Below are 22,294 nucleotides of genomic sequence, written 5' to 3' on the forward strand. Positions count from 1 at the left end.
AAAGACGAAGGCGGCCGTCATACTCCGTTCTTCAAAGGCTACCGTCCACAGTTCTACTTCCGTACAACTGACGTGACCGGTACCATCGAACTGCCAGAAGGCGTTGAGATGGTAATGCCAGGCGACAACATCAAGATGGTTGTGACGCTGATCCACCCAATCGCGATGGACGACGGTCTGCGTTTCGCAATCCGTGAAGGTGGCCGTACCGTTGGCGCGGGCGTGGTTGCTAAAGTTCTCGGCTAATCGCTGATAACATTTGACGCAATGCGCATGAAAAGGGCATCATTTGATGCCCTTTTTGCACGCTTTCACATCAGAACCTGGCTCATCAGTGATTATTTTTGTCATAATCATTGCTGAGACAGGCTCTGCAGAGAGCGTATAATCCATAAAGGGATTAGCGTTTCGATTTGGCTCGCCTCGCAATCGCGGGGTGAAATTATTTGTAGAATTCTTCTGACAGGTTGGTTTATGAGTGCGAATACCGAAGCTCAAGGGAGCGGGCGCGGCCTGGAAGCGATGAAGTGGGTCGCTGTTGCCGTGCTGCTGATTGTGGCAATCGTTGGCAACTATCTTTATCGTGACATGATGCTGCCGCTCCGCGCGCTGGCAGTGGTGATTCTGATTGCTGCAGCGGGCGGTGTCGCGCTGTTGACGACTAAAGGTAAAGCAACCGTTGCTTTCGCTCGCGAAGCACGTACCGAAGTCCGCAAGGTTATTTGGCCGACTCGCCAGGAAACACTGCACACCACTCTGATCGTGGCTGCAGTGACTGCGGTAATGTCACTGATCCTGTGGGGACTGGATGGTATTCTGGTTCGCCTGGTTTCCTTTATTACTGGCCTGAGGTTCTAAGATGTCTGAAGCCCCTAAAAAGCGTTGGTACGTCGTTCAGGCGTTTTCCGGTTTTGAAGGCCGCGTAGCAACGTCGCTGCGTGAGCATATCAAATTACACAACATGGAAGAGTTATTTGGCGAAGTTATGGTTCCGACCGAAGAAGTGGTTGAGATCCGTGGCGGCCAACGTCGCAAAAGCGAGCGTAAATTCTTCCCGGGTTACGTGCTGGTTCAGATGGTGATGAACGACGCGAGCTGGCACCTGGTGCGCAGCGTACCGCGCGTGATGGGCTTTATCGGCGGCACGTCTGACCGTCCGGCGCCAATCAGCGACAAAGAAGTTGATGCGATTATGAACCGCCTGCAGCAGGTGGGTGATAAGCCGCGTCCGAAAACGCTGTTTGAACCGGGTGAAATGGTTCGTGTTAGCGACGGTCCGTTTGCTGACTTTAACGGTGTGGTTGAAGAAGTGGACTACGAGAAGTCCCGCCTGAAAGTTTCTGTTTCTATCTTCGGTCGTGCGACCCCGGTAGAACTGGACTTTGCGCAGGTCGAAAAAGCCTAAGCAGCGATCAAAAAAGCGGCGATTTAATCGTTGCACAGGGCGCGAGATTGGAATACAATTTCGCGCCTTTTGTTTTTATGGGCCCGGCCCGTAAAACGAATTTTATTCACGGGGAGCCTCCCTGAGGCGCTATCACCCAATCAGAGGATTTTAGAATGGCTAAGAAAGTACAAGCCTACGTCAAGCTGCAGGTTGCAGCTGGTATGGCGAACCCAAGTCCACCAGTTGGTCCAGCTCTGGGTCAGCAGGGTGTGAACATCATGGAATTCTGTAAAGCGTTCAACGCCAAAACCGAATCCCTGGAAAAAGGTCTGCCAATCCCAGTCGTAATCACTGTTTACGCTGACCGTTCTTTCACTTTCGTTACCAAAACCCCTCCAGCAGCTGTTCTGCTGAAAAAAGCGGCTGGTATTAAGTCTGGTTCCGGTAAACCGAACAAAGACAAAGTGGGTAAAATTTCCCGCGCTCAGCTGCAGGAAATCGCGCAGACCAAAGCTGCCGACATGACTGGTGCCGACATTGAAGCGATGACTCGCTCAATCGAAGGTACTGCACGTTCCATGGGCCTGGTAGTGGAGGACTAAGAAATGGCTAAACTGACCAAGCGCATGTCCGTGATCCGTGACAAAGTTGATGCGACCAAGCAGTACGACATCAACGAAGCTATCGCTCTGCTGAAAGAACTGGCAACTGCTAAGTTCGTTGAAAGCGTTGACGTTGCCGTTAACCTCGGCATCGACGCGCGTAAATCCGATCAGAACGTTCGTGGCGCAACTGTACTGCCACACGGTACTGGCCGTTCCGTTCGCGTAGCTGTATTTGCTCAGGGTGCAAACGCTGAAGCTGCTAAAGCTGCAGGTGCTGAACTGGTAGGTATGGAAGATCTGGCTGATCAGATCAAGAAAGGCGAAATGAACTTTGACGTTGTTATTGCTTCTCCAGATGCAATGCGCGTTGTTGGCCAGCTGGGCCAGGTTCTGGGTCCACGCGGCCTGATGCCAAACCCGAAAGTGGGTACTGTAACTCCTAACGTTGCTGAAGCGGTTAAGAACGCTAAAGCAGGTCAGGTTCGTTATCGTAACGACAAAAACGGCATCATCCACACCACCATCGGTAAAGTGGACTTTGACGCTGACAAACTGAAAGAAAACCTGGAAGCTCTGCTGGTTGCGCTGAAAAAAGCAAAACCAACTCAGGCGAAAGGCGTGTACATCAAGAAAGTTAGCATCTCCACCACCATGGGTGCAGGTGTTGCAGTTGACCAGGCTGGCCTGAGCGCTGCTGCAAACTAATGCCTTTACGTGGGCGGTGATTTTGTCTACAATCTTACCCCCCACGTTTGCTAACGAAAGTTAGCGGCTAAAAGATTTGTTCGTTGGAGCCTGGCCTAATCCAGGCCTCCGTCGAAGACCGCAGGTGTTTCGCAAGAGACTTAATCCCCTGCGTAGACGGTGACAGAACGCTAAGATTATTTTTGGATACTCTGGCTTGTTTCTGCTCACCGTATTAAGACGCTCTTTCCGTTGGGGAGAGTGAAGTGAGTTCCGGAACATGAGTTCCGGCAAACATCCAGGAGCAAAGCTAATGGCTTTAAATCTTCAAGACAAACAAGCGATTGTTGCTGAAGTCAGCGAAGTAGCCAAAGGCGCGCTGTCTGCAGTAGTTGCGGATTCCCGTGGCGTTACTGTAGACAAAATGACTGAACTGCGTAAAGCAGGTCGTGAAGCTGGCGTATACATGCGTGTTGTTCGTAACACCCTGCTGCGTCGCGTAGTTGAAGGTACTCAGTTCGAGTGCCTGAAAGACACGTTTGTTGGTCCGACCCTGATTGCATACTCTATGGAACACCCGGGCGCTGCTGCTCGTCTGTTCAAAGAGTTCGCGAAAGCGAATGCAAAATTTGAGGTCAAAGCTGCAGCCTTTGAAGGTGAGTTGATCCCGGCATCGCAAATCGATCGCCTGGCAACCCTGCCGACCTACGAAGAAGCAATTGCACGCCTGATGGCAACCATGAAAGAAGCTTCGGCTGGCAAACTGGTTCGCACTCTGGCTGCTGTTCGCGATGCGAAAGAAGCTGCTTAATCGCAGTTATCTTTATAAAGCATTTGCTTACGTATAAACTTATTCTGATTTTCAGGAACAATTTAAATGTCTATCACTAAAGATCAAATCATTGAAGCAGTTGCAGCTATGTCCGTAATGGACGTTGTAGAACTGATTTCTGCAATGGAAGAAAAATTCGGTGTTTCTGCTGCTGCTGCTGTTGCTGTAGCTGCGGGCCCGGCTGAAGCTGCTGAAGAAAAAACTGAATTCGACGTAATTCTGAAAGCTGCTGGCGCTAACAAAGTTGCTGTTATCAAAGCAGTACGTGGCGCAACTGGCCTGGGTCTGAAAGAAGCTAAAGACCTGGTAGAATCTGCTCCAGCTGCGCTGAAAGAAGGCGTGAGCAAAGACGACGCAGAAGCACTGAAAAAATCTCTGGAAGAAGCTGGCGCTGAAGTTGAAGTTAAATAAGCCAACTTTTCTGGTTGCAGCCTGAGTAATTAGGCTGATGGCTGGTGACTTTTTAGTCACCAGCCTTTTTGCGCTGTAAGGCATCAGTAGCATTTCACACTGTTTGACTGCTGATTGTCCTGACAATGCATGTTTCTATCGACGACTTAATATATTGCGACAGGGTGCTCGCTCTGTGTAAATCGCGACGAAATGATTTAAGCGTGATAGCAACAGGTATTGCGGAAAGTATTCAATTTTCCGGTCCACAAAATGGTGTTGCACAAACTGTCCCTTCGTCGGACAGATGGGTCGACTTGTCAGCGAGCTGAGGAACCCTATGGTTTACTCCTATACCGAGAAAAAACGTATTCGTAAGGATTTTGGTAAACGTCCACAAGTTCTGGACATTCCATATCTCCTTTCTATCCAGCTTGACTCGTTCCAGAAGTTTATCGAGCAAGATCCTGAAGGGCAGTACGGTCTGGAAGCAGCCTTCCGCTCCGTGTTCCCGATTCAGAGCTACAGCGGTAACTCCGAGCTGCAGTACGTCAGCTACCGCCTTGGCGAACCGGTGTTTGACGTTCAGGAATGTCAGATCCGTGGCGTGACCTATTCCGCACCGCTGCGCGTAAAACTGCGTCTGGTGATCTACGAGCGCGAAGCGCCGGAAGGCACCGTTAAAGACATTAAAGAACAAGAAGTCTACATGGGTGAAATTCCACTCATGACGGACAACGGTACTTTCGTTATCAACGGTACTGAGCGTGTTATCGTTTCCCAGCTGCATCGTAGCCCGGGCGTCTTCTTCGACAGCGATAAAGGTAAAACACACTCTTCCGGTAAAGTACTGTATAACGCACGCATCATTCCTTACCGTGGTTCATGGCTGGACTTCGAGTTTGATCCGAAAGACAACCTGTTTGTCCGTATCGACCGTCGTCGTAAGCTGCCTGCAACCATCATTCTGCGTGCGCTGCAATACACCACTGAACAGATCCTGGACCTGTTCTTTGAGAAAGTGATCTTTGAAATCCGCGACAACAAGCTGCAGATGGAGCTGGTGCCGGAACGTCTGCGTGGTGAGACCGCGTCGTTCGACATCGAAGCTGACGGCAAAGTGTATGTGGAAAAAGGTCGCCGTATCACCGCGCGCCACATCCGCCAGCTGGAAAAAGATGATATCAAACTCATCGAAGTTCCGGTTGAGTACATTGCAGGAAAAGTAGCCGCGAAAGATTACGTTGACGAGTCAACGGGTGAGCTGATCTGCCCAGCGAACATGGAGCTGAGCCTGGATCTGCTGGCTAAGCTGAGCCAGTCTGGTCACAAACGTATCGAAACGCTGTTCACCAACGATCTGGACCACGGTGCGTATATCTCTGAGACTATTCGCGTCGACCCAACCACCGATCGTCTGAGCGCGCTGGTAGAAATCTACCGCATGATGCGTCCTGGTGAGCCACCAACTCGCGAAGCGGCGGAAAGCCTGTTCGAGAACCTGTTCTTCTCCGAAGACCGCTACGATCTGTCCGCGGTTGGTCGTATGAAGTTCAACCGTTCTCTGCTGCGCGACGAAATCGAAGGTTCCGGTATCCTGAGCAAAGACGACATCATCGAAGTGATGAAGAAGCTCATCGATATCCGTAACGGTAAAGGCGAAGTGGACGATATCGACCACCTCGGCAACCGTCGTATCCGTTCCGTAGGCGAAATGGCGGAAAACCAATTCCGCGTTGGCCTGGTACGTGTAGAGCGTGCGGTGAAAGAGCGTCTGTCTCTGGGCGATCTGGATACCCTGATGCCTCAGGATATGATCAACGCCAAGCCGATTTCTGCAGCAGTGAAAGAGTTCTTCGGTTCAAGCCAGCTGTCTCAGTTCATGGACCAGAACAACCCGCTGTCTGAGATTACGCACAAACGTCGTATCTCTGCACTCGGCCCAGGCGGTCTGACCCGTGAACGCGCAGGCTTTGAAGTTCGAGACGTACACCCGACGCACTACGGTCGCGTATGTCCAATCGAAACGCCTGAAGGTCCAAACATCGGTCTGATCAACTCCCTGTCCGTGTACGCACAGACTAACGAATACGGTTTCCTCGAGACCCCGTACCGTAAAGTGACCGACGGTGTTGTAACCGACGAAATTCACTACCTGTCTGCTATCGAAGAAGGCAACTACGTTATCGCTCAGGCGAACTCCAACCTGGATGACGAAGGCCACTTTGTAGAAGATCTGGTTACCTGCCGTAGCAAAGGCGAATCAAGCCTGTTCAGCCGCGACCAGGTTGACTACATGGACGTATCCACCCAGCAGGTGGTATCCGTCGGTGCGTCCCTGATCCCGTTCCTGGAACACGATGACGCCAACCGTGCATTGATGGGTGCGAACATGCAACGTCAGGCCGTTCCAACTCTGCGCGCTGATAAGCCGCTGGTTGGTACCGGTATGGAACGTGCTGTTGCCGTTGACTCCGGTGTTACTGCGGTTGCTAAACGTGGCGGTACTGTTCAGTACGTCGATGCATCCCGTATCGTTATCAAAGTTAACGAAGACGAGATGTATCCGGGCGAAGCAGGTATCGACATTTATAACCTGACCAAATACACCCGTTCTAACCAGAACACCTGTATCAACCAGATGCCTTGCGTATCTCTGGGTGAGCCAGTTGAGCGCGGCGACGTGCTGGCAGACGGCCCGTCCACCGACCTCGGTGAACTGGCGCTCGGTCAGAACATGCGCGTAGCGTTCATGCCGTGGAACGGTTACAACTTCGAAGACTCCATCCTCGTCTCCGAGCGTGTGGTTCAGGAAGATCGTTTCACCACCATCCACATTCAGGAACTGGCGTGTGTGTCCCGTGACACCAAGCTGGGGCCAGAAGAGATCACCGCTGACATCCCTAACGTGGGTGAAGCTGCGCTCTCCAAACTGGATGAATCCGGTATCGTTTACATCGGTGCGGAAGTGACCGGCGGCGACATTCTGGTTGGTAAGGTTACGCCTAAAGGTGAAACCCAGCTGACGCCAGAAGAGAAACTGCTGCGTGCAATCTTCGGTGAGAAAGCGTCTGACGTTAAAGACTCTTCTCTGCGCGTACCAAACGGTGTTTCCGGTACGGTTATCGACGTTCAGGTCTTCACCCGTGACGGCGTTGAGAAAGATAAGCGTGCGCTGGAAATCGAAGAGATGCAGCTCAAACAGGCTAAGAAAGACCTGTCTGAAGAACTGCAGATCCTCGAAGCGGGTCTGTTCAGCCGTATCTATGCGGTGCTGGTTGCCGGTGGCGTTGAAGCTGAGAAGCTCGACAAACTGCCACGCGATCGCTGGCTGGAACTGGGCCTGACCGACGAAGAGAAACAAAATCAGCTGGAACAGCTGGCTGAGCAGTATGACGAACTGAAACACGAGTTCGAGAAAAAACTCGAAGCGAAACGCCGCAAAATCACTCAGGGCGACGATCTGGCACCAGGCGTGCTGAAGATTGTTAAGGTGTATCTGGCCGTTAAACGTCAGATCCAGCCTGGTGATAAGATGGCAGGTCGTCACGGTAACAAGGGTGTTATCTCTAAGATCAACCCGATCGAAGATATGCCGCATGATGCTAACGGTACGCCGGTAGATATCGTACTGAACCCACTGGGCGTACCGTCTCGTATGAACATCGGTCAGATCCTGGAAACTCACCTGGGTATGGCTGCGAAAGGTATCGGCGACAAGATTAACGCCATGCTGAAGCAGCAGGAAGAAGTCGCGAAACTGCGCGAATTCATCCAGCGTGCCTACGATCTGGGTACCGACGTGCGTCAGAAAGTCGACCTGAATACCTTCAGCGATGAAGAAGTGCTGCGTCTGGCTGAAAACCTGAAAAAAGGTATGCCAATCGCAACGCCGGTCTTCGACGGTGCGAAAGAAGCTGAAATTAAAGAGCTGCTGCAACTGGGTGGTCTGCCAACGTCTGGTCAGATTACGCTGTTTGACGGCCGTACCGGTGAACAGTTCGAGCGTCCGGTAACCGTAGGTTACATGTACATGCTGAAACTGAACCACCTGGTCGACGACAAGATGCACGCTCGTTCTACCGGTTCTTACAGCCTGGTTACTCAGCAGCCGCTGGGTGGTAAGGCACAGTTCGGTGGTCAGCGCTTCGGGGAGATGGAAGTGTGGGCGCTGGAAGCATACGGCGCGGCATACACCCTGCAGGAAATGCTCACCGTTAAGTCTGATGACGTGAACGGTCGTACCAAGATGTATAAAAACATCGTGGACGGCAACCATCAGATGGAGCCGGGCATGCCAGAATCCTTCAACGTACTGTTGAAAGAGATTCGTTCGCTGGGTATCAACATCGAACTGGAAGACGAGTAATTCTCGCTCAAACAAGTCACTGGTGCCGGGTTAACCCCCGGCACCAGATTGTGCTAACTCCGACGGGAGCAAATCCGTGAAAGATTTATTAAAGTTTCTGAAAGCGCAGACTAAAACCGAAGAGTTTGATGCGATCAAAATTGCTCTGGCTTCGCCAGACATGATCCGTTCATGGTCTTTCGGTGAAGTTAAAAAGCCGGAAACCATCAACTACCGTACGTTCAAACCTGAGCGTGACGGCCTTTTCTGTGCGCGTATTTTCGGGCCAGTAAAAGATTACGAGTGCCTGTGCGGTAAGTACAAGCGCCTGAAACACCGTGGTGTGATCTGTGAGAAGTGCGGCGTTGAAGTGACCCAGACCAAAGTGCGTCGTGAGCGTATGGGCCACATCGAGCTGGCGTCTCCGACCGCTCACATCTGGTTCCTGAAATCTCTGCCGTCCCGTATCGGTCTGCTGCTGGATATGCCGCTGCGCGATATCGAACGCGTTCTGTACTTCGAATCTTATGTGGTTATCGAAGGCGGGATGACGAACCTGGAACGTCATCAGATCCTGACTGAAGAGCAGTATCTGGACGCGCTGGAAGAGTTCGGTGACGAATTCGACGCGAAGATGGGTGCGGAAGCTATTCAGGCCCTGCTGAAGAGCATGGATCTGGAGCAAGAGTGCGAGCAGCTGCGTGAAGAGCTGAACGAAACCAACTCCGAAACCAAACGTAAAAAGCTGACCAAGCGTATCAAACTGCTGGAAGCGTTCGTTCAGTCTGGTAACAAACCAGAGTGGATGATCCTGACCGTTCTGCCGGTTCTGCCGCCAGATCTGCGTCCACTGGTTCCGCTGGATGGTGGTCGTTTCGCAACGTCCGATCTGAACGATCTCTATCGTCGCGTTATCAACCGTAACAACCGTCTGAAACGTCTGCTGGATCTGGCTGCGCCGGACATCATCGTACGAAACGAAAAACGTATGCTGCAGGAAGCGGTAGATGCCCTGCTGGATAACGGTCGTCGCGGTCGTGCGATCACCGGTTCTAACAAACGTCCTCTGAAATCTTTGGCCGACATGATCAAAGGTAAGCAGGGTCGTTTCCGTCAGAACCTGCTCGGTAAGCGTGTTGACTACTCCGGCCGTTCTGTTATCACCGTAGGTCCATACCTGCGTCTGCATCAGTGCGGTCTGCCGAAGAAAATGGCACTGGAGCTGTTCAAACCGTTCATCTACGGCAAGCTGGAGTTGCGTGGCCTCGCCACCACCATCAAAGCCGCTAAGAAAATGGTTGAGCGTGAAGAAGCTGTCGTTTGGGATATCCTGGACGAAGTTATCCGCGAACACCCGGTACTGCTGAACCGTGCACCAACTCTGCACCGTCTGGGTATCCAGGCATTTGAGCCAGTCCTGATCGAAGGTAAAGCTATCCAGCTGCACCCGCTGGTTTGTGCGGCCTATAACGCCGACTTCGATGGTGACCAGATGGCTGTTCACGTACCGCTGACGCTGGAAGCCCAGCTCGAAGCGCGTGCGCTGATGATGTCTACTAACAACATCCTGTCCCCAGCGAACGGTGAACCAATTATCGTTCCTTCTCAGGACGTTGTATTGGGTCTGTACTACATGACCCGTGACTGTGTTAACGCCAAAGGCGAAGGCATGGTGCTGACTGGCCCGAAAGAAGCTGAGCGTATTTATCGCGCTGGCCTGGCCTCTCTGCATGCGCGCGTTAAAGTGCGTATCACCGAATACGAAAAAGATGAAAACGGCGAATTCGTTGCGAAAACCAGCCTGAAAGACACGACCGTTGGCCGTGCCATTCTGTGGATGATCGTACCGAAAGGTCTGCCTTTCTCCATCGTCAACCAGGCGCTGGGCAAGAAAGCGATCTCCAAAATGCTGAACACCTGTTACCGCATTCTGGGTCTGAAGCCGACCGTTATCTTCGCTGACCAGACAATGTATACCGGCTTTGCTTATGCAGCGCGTTCAGGTGCATCTGTTGGTATCGATGACATGGTCATCCCAGAGAAGAAACACGAGATCATCTCTGAAGCGGAAGCCGAAGTTGCTGAGATTCAGGAGCAGTTCCAGTCTGGTCTGGTTACCGCGGGCGAACGCTATAACAAAGTTATCGATATCTGGGCAGCGGCGAACGATCGTGTATCCAAAGCGATGATGGATAACCTGCAGACCGAAACCGTGATTAACCGTGACGGCGTAGAAGAGCAGCAGGTTTCCTTCAACAGCATCTACATGATGGCCGACTCCGGTGCGCGTGGTTCTGCAGCTCAGATTCGTCAGCTGGCAGGTATGCGTGGTCTGATGGCGAAGCCAGATGGCTCCATCATCGAAACGCCAATCACCGCGAACTTCCGTGAAGGTCTGAACGTACTCCAGTACTTCATCTCCACGCACGGTGCTCGTAAAGGTCTGGCGGATACCGCACTGAAAACAGCGAACTCCGGTTATCTGACGCGTCGTCTGGTTGACGTTGCGCAGGATCTGGTTGTGACCGAAGACGATTGTGGCACCCTCGAAGGTATCACCATGACCCCGGTTATCGAGGGCGGTGATGTTAAAGAGCCACTGCGCGATCGCGTTCTGGGTCGTGTAACCGCGGAAGACATTCTGAAGCCGGGTACTGCAGACATTCTGGTTCCACGTAACACGCTGCTGCACGAGCACTGGTGTGACCTGCTGGAAGCGAACTCTGTTGACTCCGTGAAAGTACGTTCCGTTGTATCTTGTGACACCGACTTTGGTGTATGTGCGCACTGCTACGGTCGTGACCTGGCGCGTGGCCACATCATCAACAAAGGTGAAGCAATCGGCGTTATCGCGGCACAGTCCATCGGTGAGCCGGGTACACAGCTGACGATGCGTACGTTCCACATCGGTGGTGCGGCATCTCGTGCGGCTGCTGAATCCAGCATCCAGGTGAAAAACAAAGGTAGCATCAAGCTCAGCAACGCGAAGTCTGTTGTTAACTCCGCAGGCAAGCTGGTTGTGACCTCTCGTAACACCGAGCTGAAGCTGATCGACGAATTCGGTCGTACCAAAGAGAGCTATAAAGTGCCTTACGGTGCGGTTATGGCGAAAGGTGATGGCGAGCAGGTTGCCGGCGGTGAAACCGTTGCAAACTGGGATCCACACACCATGCCGGTTATCACCGAAGTAAGTGGTTTCATCCGCTTCACTGACATGATCGACGGCCAGACCATTACTCGTCAGACCGACGAGCTGACCGGTCTGTCTTCTCTGGTGGTTCTGGATTCTGCTGAACGTACCACTGGTGGTAAAGATCTGCGTCCTGCACTGAAAATCGTTGATGCTCAGGGTAACGACGTTCTGATCCCGGGTACCGACATGCCTGCGCAGTACTTCCTGCCGGGTAAAGCGATCGTTCAGCTGGAAGATGGCATTCAGATCGGTGCGGGTGATGCTCTGGCGCGTATTCCTCAGGAATCCAGCGGTACCAAGGACATCACCGGTGGTCTGCCACGCGTTGCGGACCTGTTCGAAGCACGTCGTCCGAAAGAGCCTGCAATCCTGGCTGAAATCAGCGGTATCATCTCCTTCGGTAAAGAGACCAAAGGGAAACGCCGTCTGGTTATCACTCCAGTAGATGGCAGCGAACCGTACGAAGAGATGATTCCTAAGTGGCGTCAGCTCAACGTGTTCGAAGGTGAACGTGTAGAACGTGGTGACGTGGTTTCCGATGGTCCAGAAGCTCCGCACGACATTCTGCGTCTTCGTGGCGTACACGCGGTAACGCGTTACATCACCAACGAAGTGCAGGACGTTTACCGTCTGCAGGGCGTTAAGATTAACGATAAGCACATTGAAGTTATCGTTCGTCAGATGCTGCGTAAAGCAACCATCGAAAACGCAGGCAGCTCCGAGTTCCTGGAAGGCGAGCAGGTTGAATACTCACGCGTCAAGATTGCTAACCGCGATCTGGAAGCGAACGGCAAAATCGGTGCGACCTTCTCGCGCGATCTGCTGGGTATCACCAAAGCGTCTCTGGCAACCGAGTCCTTCATCTCTGCAGCATCGTTCCAGGAAACGACTCGTGTCCTGACCGAAGCCGCTGTTGCAGGTAAACGTGATGAACTGCGCGGTCTGAAAGAGAACGTTATCGTGGGTCGTCTGATCCCGGCGGGTACCGGTTATGCGTACCACCAGGATCGTATGCGTCGTCGTGCTGCGGGCGAACTGCCAGCTGCACAGCAGGTGACTGCTGAAGATGCATCCGCGAGCCTGGCAGAACTGCTGAACGCAGGTCTGGGTGGTTCCGACAACGAGTAATCGTTGAGCCGCTAATAAAAAACCCGCCTCGGCGGGTTTTTTTACATCTGCATGTTTTCAATTCACCAACGGGATCCGACGATAAAGCTCAATCATATCGCCCGCCAGATCCTGAATGACCATCGCGTTCATCAGGTGATCCTGAGAGTGAACGGTGATCAGGTTAACCGGAAGCTTCCCGGTCCCCTCATCAAGACCGATAAGCTGCGTCTGTATGGTGTGCGCATGCTTCACATATTCACGCGACTCTTCCATCGCTTTTTCAGCTTCGTCAAACTCCCCTTTACGCGCCATCTGCAACGCCGTCAGGGCTGCACTACGCGCCGCGCCTGCATTGACCAGCAGCTCCATAATCGTGGTTTCTAAGTCTTCCATTATGACTCCAGAAGTTTGAGTGCTTTTTCCAGTACGGCATCACCCTTCATCATGCCGTAATCCATCATGTCGATCACCGCGACCTTTTTACCCAACGGGTCGGCCTGCGACTGGAGTTTAGCCTGCTCGTATTTAACCTGTGGTCCCAGCAATACGATGTCGGCCGTCGCGATGTTGTCTTTAAACTCCGCAACCGGAACGGCTTTAATGGTGACTTCAACCCCTTTTTTCTGCGCGGCGTCTTTCATACGTTGAACCAGCATGCTGGTTGACATTCCCGCTGCACAGCATAAAACGATGTTCTTCATAATCAGCCTCGATCTACATGTGTTTATTGATAATTATCCCGTGCAGACCGCTTCAACAACCGGTTTACCGCGATTGTGTGTCAGGCATCACAAAGAAACCGGCGATTTTCTGAAACCGGTTACAATTTCGCGTTGTCGGGTACCCGGCCCGTCGAAACGGGCAGGGGTGAAAGAGGGAGGATTAGCTGATGGACGTTCGGTTAATGCGGTTTTTGCCCTGCTGTTTGGCGCTGTAGAGGGCGTTATCAACGCTTCCGACAAGTTGTTCCAGCGGTTCAAAATGCCACTCCCCAAGACCACCGCTGAACGTAACCCGCAGGTTTTCTTCCCGCCAGACGCGCTTTTCAACGGCGGTACGCCACGCTTCCAGCAATGAGAGCGCAGACGTCATCTGCTCAGCCTGGAAAATTACCGCGAACTCTTCTCCACCGTAGCGGTAAATCGAGACGTCATGTGGCTGCATGATCTGGATCCCTTCGCGGGCCACGTTGCGCAGAACGATATCACCGGTCAGGTGGCCCAGCGTGTCGTTAATCGATTTAAAGTTATCAATGTCCACCAGCGCCAGCGCGAAAGGCTGCTGGGCATTCAGCAGCTCCGCGATATCGCTATCGAACGCGCGGCGGTTTTTACAGCCCGTCAGCGCATCGTGAGTCGCCTGACGCACATAGGCCATCTCACGCTCTTTATTGGACTGGATAGTATGGCTCAGCATCGCTTCCAGGCGTGGCGCCTCGCTGACGTCGCCGGTTTTGATGGCATTGATAATGTGCATCAGCACGCTACGCGAGGCGTGGCGCAGGTATAAGCCGAAGAGGATGATGATGATGGCCGCCAGCGCAAATCCCCAGCCAACAATCGTTGTTTCGTGGCGGGTGATATCGGTGAGCGTCTCGCCAGAGACCCGGTAGATGACAAACCAGTCCGGGTTGGTAAACGAGTAGTAGTAATACCAGACGTTGCTTTTCTTGTCGTAAAGGTGGCCTTCGCCGCTGGTCATTTTGTCCATCAGCGCTTCGCTCACGTACTGTTTGAAGAGCGCGCCGGTATCCGGGTGAAGCACCACGGCGCCGTCGCGCTCGACGACGAAGAATTCCCCCTGAACGGGCGCCACCATCTGGCGCAGGGTGAAGCCCATAGACGTCAAATCGAGATGGAAAGCGAGCGTTCCCTTCAGTCTCCCTTCAGGCGAAATCAAAGGTTTATAGAGTGTCACAGTCGGATGGCCAGTGAAGTAGTCCATATAGGGACGGGTATAGTGACTGAAGATACTGGCTTCCGCCTGAGCGACGAACCACGGGCGTATCCGGGGATCGAAGGTTTTACTCGTCTCCGTGGGGAGCACCTCTGGTGCGCGAAGATAATGCCCCTGCGTGTCCGCCAGCGAGATGGAGGAGACGGTCGGCATCAGGTTCTGCAGATGCATCACCATCTGTAGCCCTTGCGTCGGGTTGACGTTGAGCGTCTCGTTTAGCCTGTCGTTACGCGAAAAGTACATCGCGGCACGGCCCAGGATATAGTCGTTTTCACGCAGGATCGACTCGGTGTAGTTCACCGCCAGGTTGTGCGTGAAATTGCTGTTTATCTTATGATAATCCTCAAGAAAATCCTTTCGTTGCGAAAGCGTCACCGCGATCGCGATCACCGCAAAACTGCAGAGGATCCCCGCGAAGCTGAGCATGATTGGCCGGGTAAAAGAGAGCTTTTTGCTGTGAAGTGCCATGAGCTGTACATCGTTCCTGATGGTGAATACTTTTCGTCTGCCGATATCCTCTCAGCATAGTCGCTGTCCTGCGGTTAGCGGTGAATTATACGGCACACGATTTCTGGCGGGATGATTTATCTTAAGAATCATTAAGAAAATACGTATTCAGCCTGCTGGCGGCCGTTTGTGCAATGAACCAGAGGCAGGGCGAAACGAGGAAGAAGCTTTTCGCCCTGGTCAGCATCCGTTGCTGACAGTGCAACAATAAAAAACCGGGCGATCGCTGACAATTCTCCGGTTTTGCCTTTTCGTCGCGCCTCGACAATTTTTTAAGGTGTTGCAGCGCGTTTCAACGTCATTGCGAGGCTCTTCCCAGCCAGCTGTCCCAGTCTTTCCAGACAGGCTGAAGACCCTGCGCCGTCAGCGCTGCGGCGACCGCTTCCGGACGTCGTCCGTCATGCGGCACAAATTGCTCCAGCTCCGGACGATCGTCGGCGTAGCCGCCAGGCTGCGTTTTGGAAAACGCGCTGACGTTGTTAATCGCAAGCGGGATAACGCGATCGCGAAACGCCGGGGATTCACGCGTTGAGAGCGATAATTCAACTTCCGGGGCGAGCAGGCGAAACGCGCAGATGGTCTGCACCAGCTGGCGTTCATCCATCAGCGAAGCCGGTTCAATTCCGCCCGCGCAAGGTCTCAGGCGCGGGAAGGAGACGGAATAACGGCTCTGCCAGTAGTGCTGCTGAAGCCACAGCAGATGTTCCGCCACCATGTAGCAATCCACCCGCCAGCTGTCAGAGAGCCCGATCAGCGCCCCCAGACCGATTTTGTCGATGCCGGCACGACCCAGCCTGTCCGGCGTTTCCAGGCGGAAAAAGAAATCCTGTTTCTTGCCCTTCAGGTGATGCCGGGCGTACGTCGCCTCGTGATAGGTTTCCTGGTAGACCATGACCCCGTCCAGCCCGAGGGTCTTGAGTTCCGCGTACTCCTCCTGCGACAGGGGCTGCACTTCCATCTGCAACGACGCAAACTGACGACGAATGGCGGGAAGGTGCTGACGGAAATAGTCCATTCCCACTTTTCCCTGATGTTCGCCCGTGACCAGCAGAAGATGTTCAAAGCCCATTTCTCGAATGGCCGCGCACTCGCGGGCGATCTCACCTTCATCGAGCGTTTTACGCCTGATGCGGTTGCTCATGGAGAAGCCGCAGTAGGTGCAGTCGTTGGCGCACAGGTTTGAGAGGTAGAGCGGCACGTAGAAGCTCACCGTGTTGCCAAAACGCTGGCGGGTGAGCCGCTGCGCGCGCTGCGCCATCGGTTCGAGGTACGCGCTGGCCGCCGGGGAGAGCAGGGCCATCAGATCCTCGCGGGTCAGATGGCGGGCATGCAGCGCGCGCTCCACGTCAGTCGCCGTTTTGCTGTTGATGCGCAGGGCAATGTCGTCCCAGTTAAGCTGCCGCCAGCGCTCGGTAAACGTGCTCATGAGATCGCCTCCAGAAAACCGGTCAGCGGGCTGGTGGCCTGCGCCTGGAAACTGCGCGAGCCGGGGCCGGATTCCCTTGCCAGCAGGCCAGCCTCAACGGCCATGCGGAACGCACGCGCCATCATGACCGGATCGTCGGCCACCGCGATGGCCGTATTGACCAGCACCGCGTCAGCACCCATCTCCAGCGCCTGCGCGGCATGGCTGGGCACGCCAATGCCCGCATCAACCACCACAGGTACGGTAGCCTGCTCAATAATGATTTCCAGCATCGCGCGGGTTTCCAGCCCCTGGTTGGAGCCAATGGGGGCGCCCAGCGGCATGACGGCGGCGCAGCCGACCTCTTCCAGCCGTTTGCACAGGACAGGGTCGGCGCCGCAGTAAGGCAGGACGATAAACCCTTGCTGCACAAGCTTTTCAGCCGCTTTCAGCGTTTCAATCGGGTCGGGCAGCAGCCAGCGGGCATCCGGATGAATTTCCAGCTTCAGCCAGCGGGTGCCGAGCGCCTCGCGGGCCAGCTGCGCGGCGAAAATCGCCTCTTCGGCCGTTTTGGCACCGGAGGTGTTGGGCAGCAGCGTGACGCCAGCCTCCAGTAAAGGCGCCAGAATGGCATCGTTGTGATGACGCAGATCCACGCGCTTGAGCGCCAGCGTCACCAGCTGGCTGCCGCTTTCACAAATGGCATCCACCATCAGCTGCGGCGAGGCGAATTTTCCGGTACCGGTAAACAGATGCGAATCAAAAACCTTATCGGCAATACGTAACATCTCAGCCCCCTGCGATAACCTGAAACAGCAGGATCTGGTCGCCTTCATTGACCTGCTGGTTTTCCCACTGCTCGCGCGGCAGGATCTGTTGATTGAGCGCCAGCGCCGTTCCCGGCTTGAGCTGGCGCAGCTTGTCGAGCAGTGCGGCAACGGTAAGCCCGTCGTCGCATCTCATCGGCTCATCGTTAAACAGAATGCGCATCGCGGCCTCCGCATACCGGGCAGCGGCTGGCGCGGCGTAACGCCAGCTGGCGCCAGCCGCTGGAGCGGGCATCAAATAGCCGTAGCGTATTGCGTTCCGTCTCCATGGCGCTGAGCAGCTTGATGGCCTCCAGCGCCTGCATGGTGCCCATCACGCCGACCACCGGACCAAGAATGCCCGCGGTACGGCAGTTGCGCGCTGGCTCGGCATCATCCGGCCACAGGCAGCGATAGCAGCCCTGCGACCACGGCGGGGTCAGGACCATCATCTGCCCGCCGAACCCCACCGCGCTGGCGGTGATAAGCGGTGTATTATTTGCCACGCAGGCGGCGTTGATCGCCTGGCGCGTAGCCATGTTGTCGGCACAGTCCAGCACCACGTCGGCAAGGGCGACCTCACGGCTGAGGTTGTCACCGCTGAGCCGTTCCTGCAGGGCAATCAGCGCGATATCCGGGTTGAGCTGGTTCAGGCGCTGCCGGGTGATTTGCGCTTTCGGCTGGTTGATATCGTCGGTAGTAAAGAGGATTTGCCGCTGCAGGTTGCTGAGGTGAACCTCGTCGTCGTCGGCCAGCACCAGCGTACCGATACCTGCGCCTGCCAGATAAAGCGCGGCGGGCGCGGCTAACCCGCCCAGACCGACAATTAGCACCCGGCTGGCGAGCAGCTTTTGCTGGCCGTCGATGGCGATATCTTCCAGCAGGATCTGACGGCTATAGCGCATAAAATCACGATCGTTCATCACCCGCTCCTGCCAGCTGTAACAGCTGTTCGGTGGCTAGACGCCAGTCTGCGGCCTGGGTGATGGCGCTGACGACGGCGATACTGCCGACGCCGGTCTCCAGCACCGCCGGGGCGCGTTCAAGACTGATTCCACCGATGGCGACGGTGGGGTAATCGGCAAGGCGTTTAACGTGACTCGCCAGCTGCGTCAGCCCCTGCGGTGCGGAGGGCATCTGCTTGGTTTGCGTCGGGAAGACGTGACCCAGCGCGATGTAAGAGGGACGGGCCGCCAGCGCCACGTCGATCTCCATGTCATCGTGCGTTGACACGCCAAGACGCAGCCCGGCTTCGCGGATAGCGCTCAGATCCGTTGTTTCCAGATCCTCCTGACCCAGATGCACGCCGTACGCCTGGTGCTTAACGGCCAGCCGCCAGTAGTCGTTGATAAACAGGCGGGCGTTATACCGACGCCCCAGCGCAATGGCGGCAACCACATCGGCTTCCACCTCGTCATCGCGCTTATCCTTGATGCGCAGCTGGATCGTTCGAACGCCTGTCTCCAGCAGGCGCTCTATCCACTCCACGCTGTCCACCACCGGATAGAGCCCTAAACGGTAGGGGACGGGCGGGAAATCGGGCTTATACATTACGCCTCCTCTTTTTTGAGGTAGATTTCGCCGCCTTTGGCGCGGAAGGTTTCGGACATGTCCGCCATACCCACTTCAATGGTTTGCGCGGCGGCGTAGTCGCGCACCTCCTGGCTGATTTTCATCGAGCAGAATTTTGGCCCGCACATAGAGCAGAAGTGCGCGATTTTGCCTGACTCCTGCGGCAGGGTCTCGTCGTGATAGGCGCGGGCGGTGAACGGGTCCAGCGCCAGGTTGAACTGGTCTTCCCAGCGGAATTCGAAGCGCGCCTTCGACATGGCGTTATCGCGGATTTGCGCGCCCGGGTGGCCTTTGGCCAGATCAGCCGCGTGGGCGGCAATTTTGTAGGTGATCAGCCCCTGCTTCACATCCTCTTTGTTTGGCAGGCCGAGGTGCTCTTTCGGCGTCACGTAGCAGAGCATGGCGCAGCCGAACCAGCCGATCATCGCCGCCCCAATGCCCGACGTGAAGTGGTCATAGCCCGGCGCAATATCGGTGGTCAACGGCCCCAGGGTGTAGAACGGCGCTTCGTGGCAGTGCTCCAGCTCCTCGGTCATGTTGCGGCGGATCATCTGCATCGGCACGTGGCCCGGACCTTCAATCATCACCTGCACGTCATACTCCCAGGCGATCTTAGTCAGCTCGCCCAGCGTGTGCAGCTCGGCAAACTGCGCTTCGTCGTTCGCGTCGCGAATAGAGCCCGGACGCAGGCCATCGCCCAGCGACAGAGAGACATCGTACGCGGCGCAGATTTCGCAAATTTCGCGGAAGTGCTCGTAGAGGAAGTTTTCCTGATGATGTGACAGGCACCACTTCGCCATGATGGAACCGCCGCGCGAGACGATGCCGGTCAGACGCTTCGCGGTCATCGGCACGTAGCGTAGCAGCACGCCCGCGTGAATGGTGAAGTAGTCCACGCCCTGCTCGGCCTGCTCCAGCAGCGTGTCGCGGAACGCTTCCCAGGTGAGGTCTTCGGCAATGCCGTTGACCTTTTCCAGCGCCTGATAAATCGGGACGGTGCCAATCGGTACCGGGCTGTTACGCAGGATCCATTCGCGGGTTTCGTGAATATAACGGCCAGTGGAGAGATCCATTACCGTGTCCGCACCCCAGCGCGTGGACCAGACCAGCTTTTCCACCTCTTCTTCGATGGAGGAGGTCACGGCCGAGTTACCGATGTTCGCGTTGACCTTCACCAGGAAGTTGCGGCCGATAATCATCGGCTCGGATTCCGGGTGGTTGATATTGGCGGGGATAATCGCGCGGCCTGCGGCCACTTCGTCACGCACAAATTCCGGCGTGATGTTCTCCGGCAGGCGAGCGCCAAAGCCTTCACCCGGATGCTGATAGCGCAGCACTTCGCTACGAATGCGCTCGCGGCCCATGTTTTCGCGGATGGCGATGAACTCCATTTCCGGCGTGACGATACCCTGGCGGGCGTAGTGCAGCTGGGTCACGCATTTGCCCGCCTTAGCGCGTTTTGGCGTCAGCAGGCCGGTAAAGCGCAGCTCGTCCAGACCGTCGTCGGCCAGGCGCTCTTTGGTGTAAGCAGAACTCAGGACGCTCAGCTCTTCGCAGTCGTTACGCGCGTCAATCCACGGCTGGCGAAGCTTAGCGAGACCCTGCTGGACGTTGATGGCAACATCAGGATCGCCGTACGGACCGGAGGTGTCATATACCGGCACGGCTTCGTTGTCTTCATACTGCGGGTTATCTTTGCTACCGCCGATAAGCGTCGGGCTAAGCTGAACTTCGCGCATTGGGACGCGGATATCGGCCTGCGAGCCGGAAATATAGATGCGTTTCGAGTTCGGGAAAGCACTGCCTTCCAGCGTGTCGATGAAGTGTTGGGCCTGTGCGCGCTGTTCGCGGCGGGTCAGTTTTACAGTAGACATAGCTCATTCCAAAAGTGAAGGACATGGCTTGTCAGACGACGGATGAAGCAAGAGAGGATCGCCCTCAGGCGATACAACAGCAGTGTGACTCTTGTTCCCTTCGCAGGTATTAGCCTGATCAGGTTCCGCGGATCCCGAATTAACGGTCTCAGCCCGCGCTTTCAGGCGCTGGGCACTCCGACAAGAAAAATCCCCCTCGTGAGAGGGGCGAATGGTTGTAAATTACTCGTTAACGGTGAAGAACTCAAGCAGGGCGCGCGACGTTCTCTTCGTTACTGATGTTTAAATCATTGTCCAGCACAAGGGCGATCAGCTTATCTTCCAGCGTGAATCGCTCTTCCAGCGCTTCACCGAGGTCGGATAGCGCCTGCTGAAACTCAAGATAGTTATCGTGGTCGATAGCGTTCTCGAGCGCGGAATCATAGTAATCCATGATCTGCTGGGTGTTGGCTTCCAGAAGTGGATAGAGCTTGCTGGCCGCTAAATACGGCGTTGTCCCTTCCATTTCGCGGATAATGCGTTCATAAATATTGAAATGGCCGTCGGACAGATAGTCGACCAGGCCCTGACAAAAATCATCCAGCGCTTTTTCATTCAGTCGCATAAACGATTCTTTGCCAGGCTTAATACCGACCAGATTGTAATAAGCCACGAGTAGATGCTTGCGCACATGTAGCCAGCGATCCACCAGTTTGTTACTTCCTCTAACGCGCTCAGTCAGGCTTTGCAGCTGGTTTAACATGGTCGACTCCGCAAAATGTAGGATTGAATCTGCTTATCCAGAATGTAACCACAATGCTAACAACATGTCAGTGAAGCGAAGGTAGTGCAATAGATATGGATCGTATTATTGAAAAATCAGATCTTGGTTGGTGGATCGTCAGTCACGAACAAAAATTATGGCTTCCTGCCGGAGAAATTCCCTACGGTGCAGCTGAGGCGTTCGATCTTGTTGGCCAGCCAGCGCTACAGATCGGCGAGTGGCAGGGTGAGCCGGTGTGGTTGATCCAACATCCCCGCCGCCAGGATATGGGATCGGTGCGCCAGGTGCTGGATCTGGACGTGGGGCTGTTCCAGCTGGCGGGGCGGGGCGTGCAGCTGGCCGAGTTTTACCGCTCGCATAAATACTGCGGCTACTGCGGTCATACCATGCGCCCGAGCAAAACCGAGTGGGCGATGCTCTGCAGCCACTGCCGCGAACGCTACTATCCGCAGATCGCGCCGTGCATTATCGTCGCTATCCGCCGGGAGGATTCCATCCTGCTGGCGCAGCATACCCGCCATCGCAACGGCATTTACACCGTGCTGGCCGGCTTCGTCGAGGTGGGCGAAACGCTGGAGCAGGCGGTGGCGCGCGAGGTGATGGAGGAGAGTGGGATCAAAGTGAAGAACCTGCGCTACGTTACCTCCCAGCCGTGGCCATTCCCGCAGTCGCTGATGACGGCATTTATGGCCGAATACGACAGCGGCGAGATCGTTATCGACCAGAAAGAGCTGCTGGACGCGAACTGGTATCGCTACGACGATTTACCGCTGTTACCTCCGCCGGGCACCGTGGCGCGTCGGCTGATAGAAGATACCGTGGCGATGTGTCGGGCCGAGTATGAGTAGTGTTACACTGAGGC

Annotated in this window: 19 protein-coding genes, 1 pseudogene and 1 riboswitch; of the genes and pseudogenes, 10 read left to right on the forward strand and 10 right to left on the reverse strand. The window is 54.9% G+C overall.

Translation table 11 applies throughout. The features are described 5' to 3' along the window. The 9 genes and pseudogenes from tuf to rpoC all read left to right on the forward strand — a co-directional run. A pseudogene (gene tuf, locus ACOTZB_RS22315) lies at positions 1-246 on the forward strand (elongation factor Tu); the annotation flags it as partial. A 228-nt stretch (positions 247-474) separates the two neighbouring features. Beyond that, entirely contained in the window at positions 475-858 is a 384-nt protein-coding gene (gene secE / locus ACOTZB_RS22320; protein WP_014068449.1) for a preprotein translocase subunit SecE, read from the forward strand. A 1-nt stretch (position 859) separates the two neighbouring features. Further along, positions 860-1,405 (forward strand): transcription termination/antitermination protein NusG, encoded by a 546-nt coding sequence (gene nusG, locus ACOTZB_RS22325; protein ID WP_002438628.1) that lies wholly within the window; start codon positions 860-862, stop codon positions 1,403-1,405. 155 nt (positions 1,406-1,560) lie between these two features. Continuing rightward, the gene (gene rplK / locus ACOTZB_RS22330; protein ID WP_008503452.1) at positions 1,561-1,989 is read left to right on the forward strand and encodes a 50S ribosomal protein L11; all 429 of its coding nucleotides are present in this window, start codon (positions 1,561-1,563) and stop codon (positions 1,987-1,989) included. 3 nt (positions 1,990-1,992) lie between these two features. Beyond that, positions 1,993-2,697 (forward strand): 50S ribosomal protein L1, encoded by a 705-nt coding sequence (gene rplA, locus ACOTZB_RS22335; protein ID WP_006810530.1) that lies wholly within the window; start codon positions 1,993-1,995, stop codon positions 2,695-2,697. A 292-nt stretch (positions 2,698-2,989) separates the two neighbouring features. Next, on the forward strand, positions 2,990-3,487 hold the full coding sequence (gene rplJ, locus ACOTZB_RS22340; protein WP_001207203.1) for a 50S ribosomal protein L10: 498 nt from the start codon (positions 2,990-2,992) through the stop codon (positions 3,485-3,487). Between the two features lie 66 nt (positions 3,488-3,553). Then, positions 3,554-3,919 (forward strand): 50S ribosomal protein L7/L12, encoded by a 366-nt coding sequence (gene rplL / locus ACOTZB_RS22345; RefSeq protein ID WP_006176746.1) that lies wholly within the window; start codon positions 3,554-3,556, stop codon positions 3,917-3,919. A 319-nt stretch (positions 3,920-4,238) separates the two neighbouring features. Next, the gene (gene rpoB, locus ACOTZB_RS22350; protein ID WP_023334099.1) at positions 4,239-8,267 is read left to right on the forward strand and encodes a DNA-directed RNA polymerase subunit beta; all 4,029 of its coding nucleotides are present in this window, start codon (positions 4,239-4,241) and stop codon (positions 8,265-8,267) included. Positions 8,268-8,343: 76 nt separating this feature from the next. Next, on the forward strand, positions 8,344-12,567 hold the full coding sequence (rpoC, locus tag ACOTZB_RS22355) for a DNA-directed RNA polymerase subunit beta' (RefSeq protein WP_421628534.1): 4,224 nt from the start codon (positions 8,344-8,346) through the stop codon (positions 12,565-12,567). 57 nt (positions 12,568-12,624) lie between these two features. On the opposite strand, the gene ACOTZB_RS22360 is transcribed toward rpoC, so the two are convergent. The 10 genes from ACOTZB_RS22360 to ACOTZB_RS22405 form a co-directional block, all read right to left on the reverse strand. Beyond that, the gene (locus ACOTZB_RS22360) at positions 12,625-12,942 is read right to left on the reverse strand and encodes a PTS lactose/cellobiose transporter subunit IIA (protein ID WP_008503455.1); all 318 of its coding nucleotides are present in this window, start codon (positions 12,940-12,942) and stop codon (positions 12,625-12,627) included. Then, positions 12,942-13,250: a PTS sugar transporter subunit IIB gene (locus tag ACOTZB_RS22365; protein ID WP_421628535.1), complete on the reverse strand. Its 309-nt coding sequence runs from the start codon at positions 13,248-13,250 to the stop codon at positions 12,942-12,944. The genes ACOTZB_RS22360 and ACOTZB_RS22365 overlap by 1 nt, the downstream gene beginning before the upstream one ends. Before the next feature lie 181 nt (positions 13,251-13,431). Then, positions 13,432-14,973, reverse strand: a complete 1,542-nt coding sequence (locus ACOTZB_RS22370; RefSeq protein WP_421628536.1) for a sensor domain-containing diguanylate cyclase — start codon at positions 14,971-14,973, stop codon at positions 13,432-13,434. A gap of 337 nt (positions 14,974-15,310) precedes the next feature. Further along, complete coding sequence (gene thiH / locus ACOTZB_RS22375) at positions 15,311-16,438, reverse strand: 2-iminoacetate synthase ThiH (RefSeq protein ID WP_193805484.1); 1,128 nt, start codon at positions 16,436-16,438, stop codon at positions 15,311-15,313. Beyond that, positions 16,435-17,205, reverse strand: a complete 771-nt coding sequence (gene thiG, locus ACOTZB_RS22380) for a thiazole synthase (protein WP_421628537.1) — start codon at positions 17,203-17,205, stop codon at positions 16,435-16,437. The genes thiH and thiG overlap by 4 nt, the downstream gene beginning before the upstream one ends. Before the next feature lies 1 nt (position 17,206). After that, positions 17,207-17,407 carry a sulfur carrier protein ThiS gene (gene thiS, locus ACOTZB_RS22385; protein WP_045404851.1) on the reverse strand — a complete coding sequence of 67 codons (201 nt, stop codon included), beginning with the start codon at positions 17,405-17,407 and terminating at the stop codon, positions 17,207-17,209. After that, positions 17,391-18,146 carry a HesA/MoeB/ThiF family protein gene (locus ACOTZB_RS22390; protein ID WP_421628538.1) on the reverse strand — a complete coding sequence of 252 codons (756 nt, stop codon included), beginning with the start codon at positions 18,144-18,146 and terminating at the stop codon, positions 17,391-17,393. Before ACOTZB_RS22390 ends, thiS begins: the two co-directional genes overlap by 17 nt. Beyond that, entirely contained in the window at positions 18,133-18,774 is a 642-nt protein-coding gene (gene thiE / locus ACOTZB_RS22395) for a thiamine phosphate synthase (protein WP_045404846.1), read from the reverse strand. Before thiE ends, ACOTZB_RS22390 begins: the two co-directional genes overlap by 14 nt. After that, positions 18,774-20,669, reverse strand: coding sequence for a phosphomethylpyrimidine synthase ThiC (thiC, locus tag ACOTZB_RS22400; RefSeq protein WP_421628539.1), 1,896 nt, complete (start codon positions 20,667-20,669; stop codon positions 18,774-18,776). Before thiC ends, thiE begins: the two co-directional genes overlap by 1 nt. Positions 20,670-20,747: 78 nt before the next feature. Continuing rightward, a riboswitch (TPP riboswitch) is annotated at positions 20,748-20,859 on the reverse strand. Positions 20,860-20,913: 54 nt separating this feature from the next. Beyond that, entirely contained in the window at positions 20,914-21,411 is a 498-nt protein-coding gene (locus tag ACOTZB_RS22405; RefSeq protein WP_032662962.1) for an Rsd/AlgQ family anti-sigma factor, read from the reverse strand. A 95-nt stretch (positions 21,412-21,506) separates the two neighbouring features. On the opposite strand from ACOTZB_RS22405, the gene nudC reads away from it, so the two are divergent. Continuing rightward, positions 21,507-22,280: an NAD(+) diphosphatase gene (nudC, locus tag ACOTZB_RS22410; RefSeq protein ID WP_421628540.1), complete on the forward strand. Its 774-nt coding sequence runs from the start codon at positions 21,507-21,509 to the stop codon at positions 22,278-22,280. The last annotated feature ends 14 nt before the right edge of the window (positions 22,281-22,294 follow it).

Source organism: Enterobacter cloacae complex sp. SHL020, from assembly GCF_049236945.1.
GTDB lineage: Bacteria > Pseudomonadota > Gammaproteobacteria > Enterobacterales > Enterobacteriaceae > Enterobacter > Enterobacter dykesii.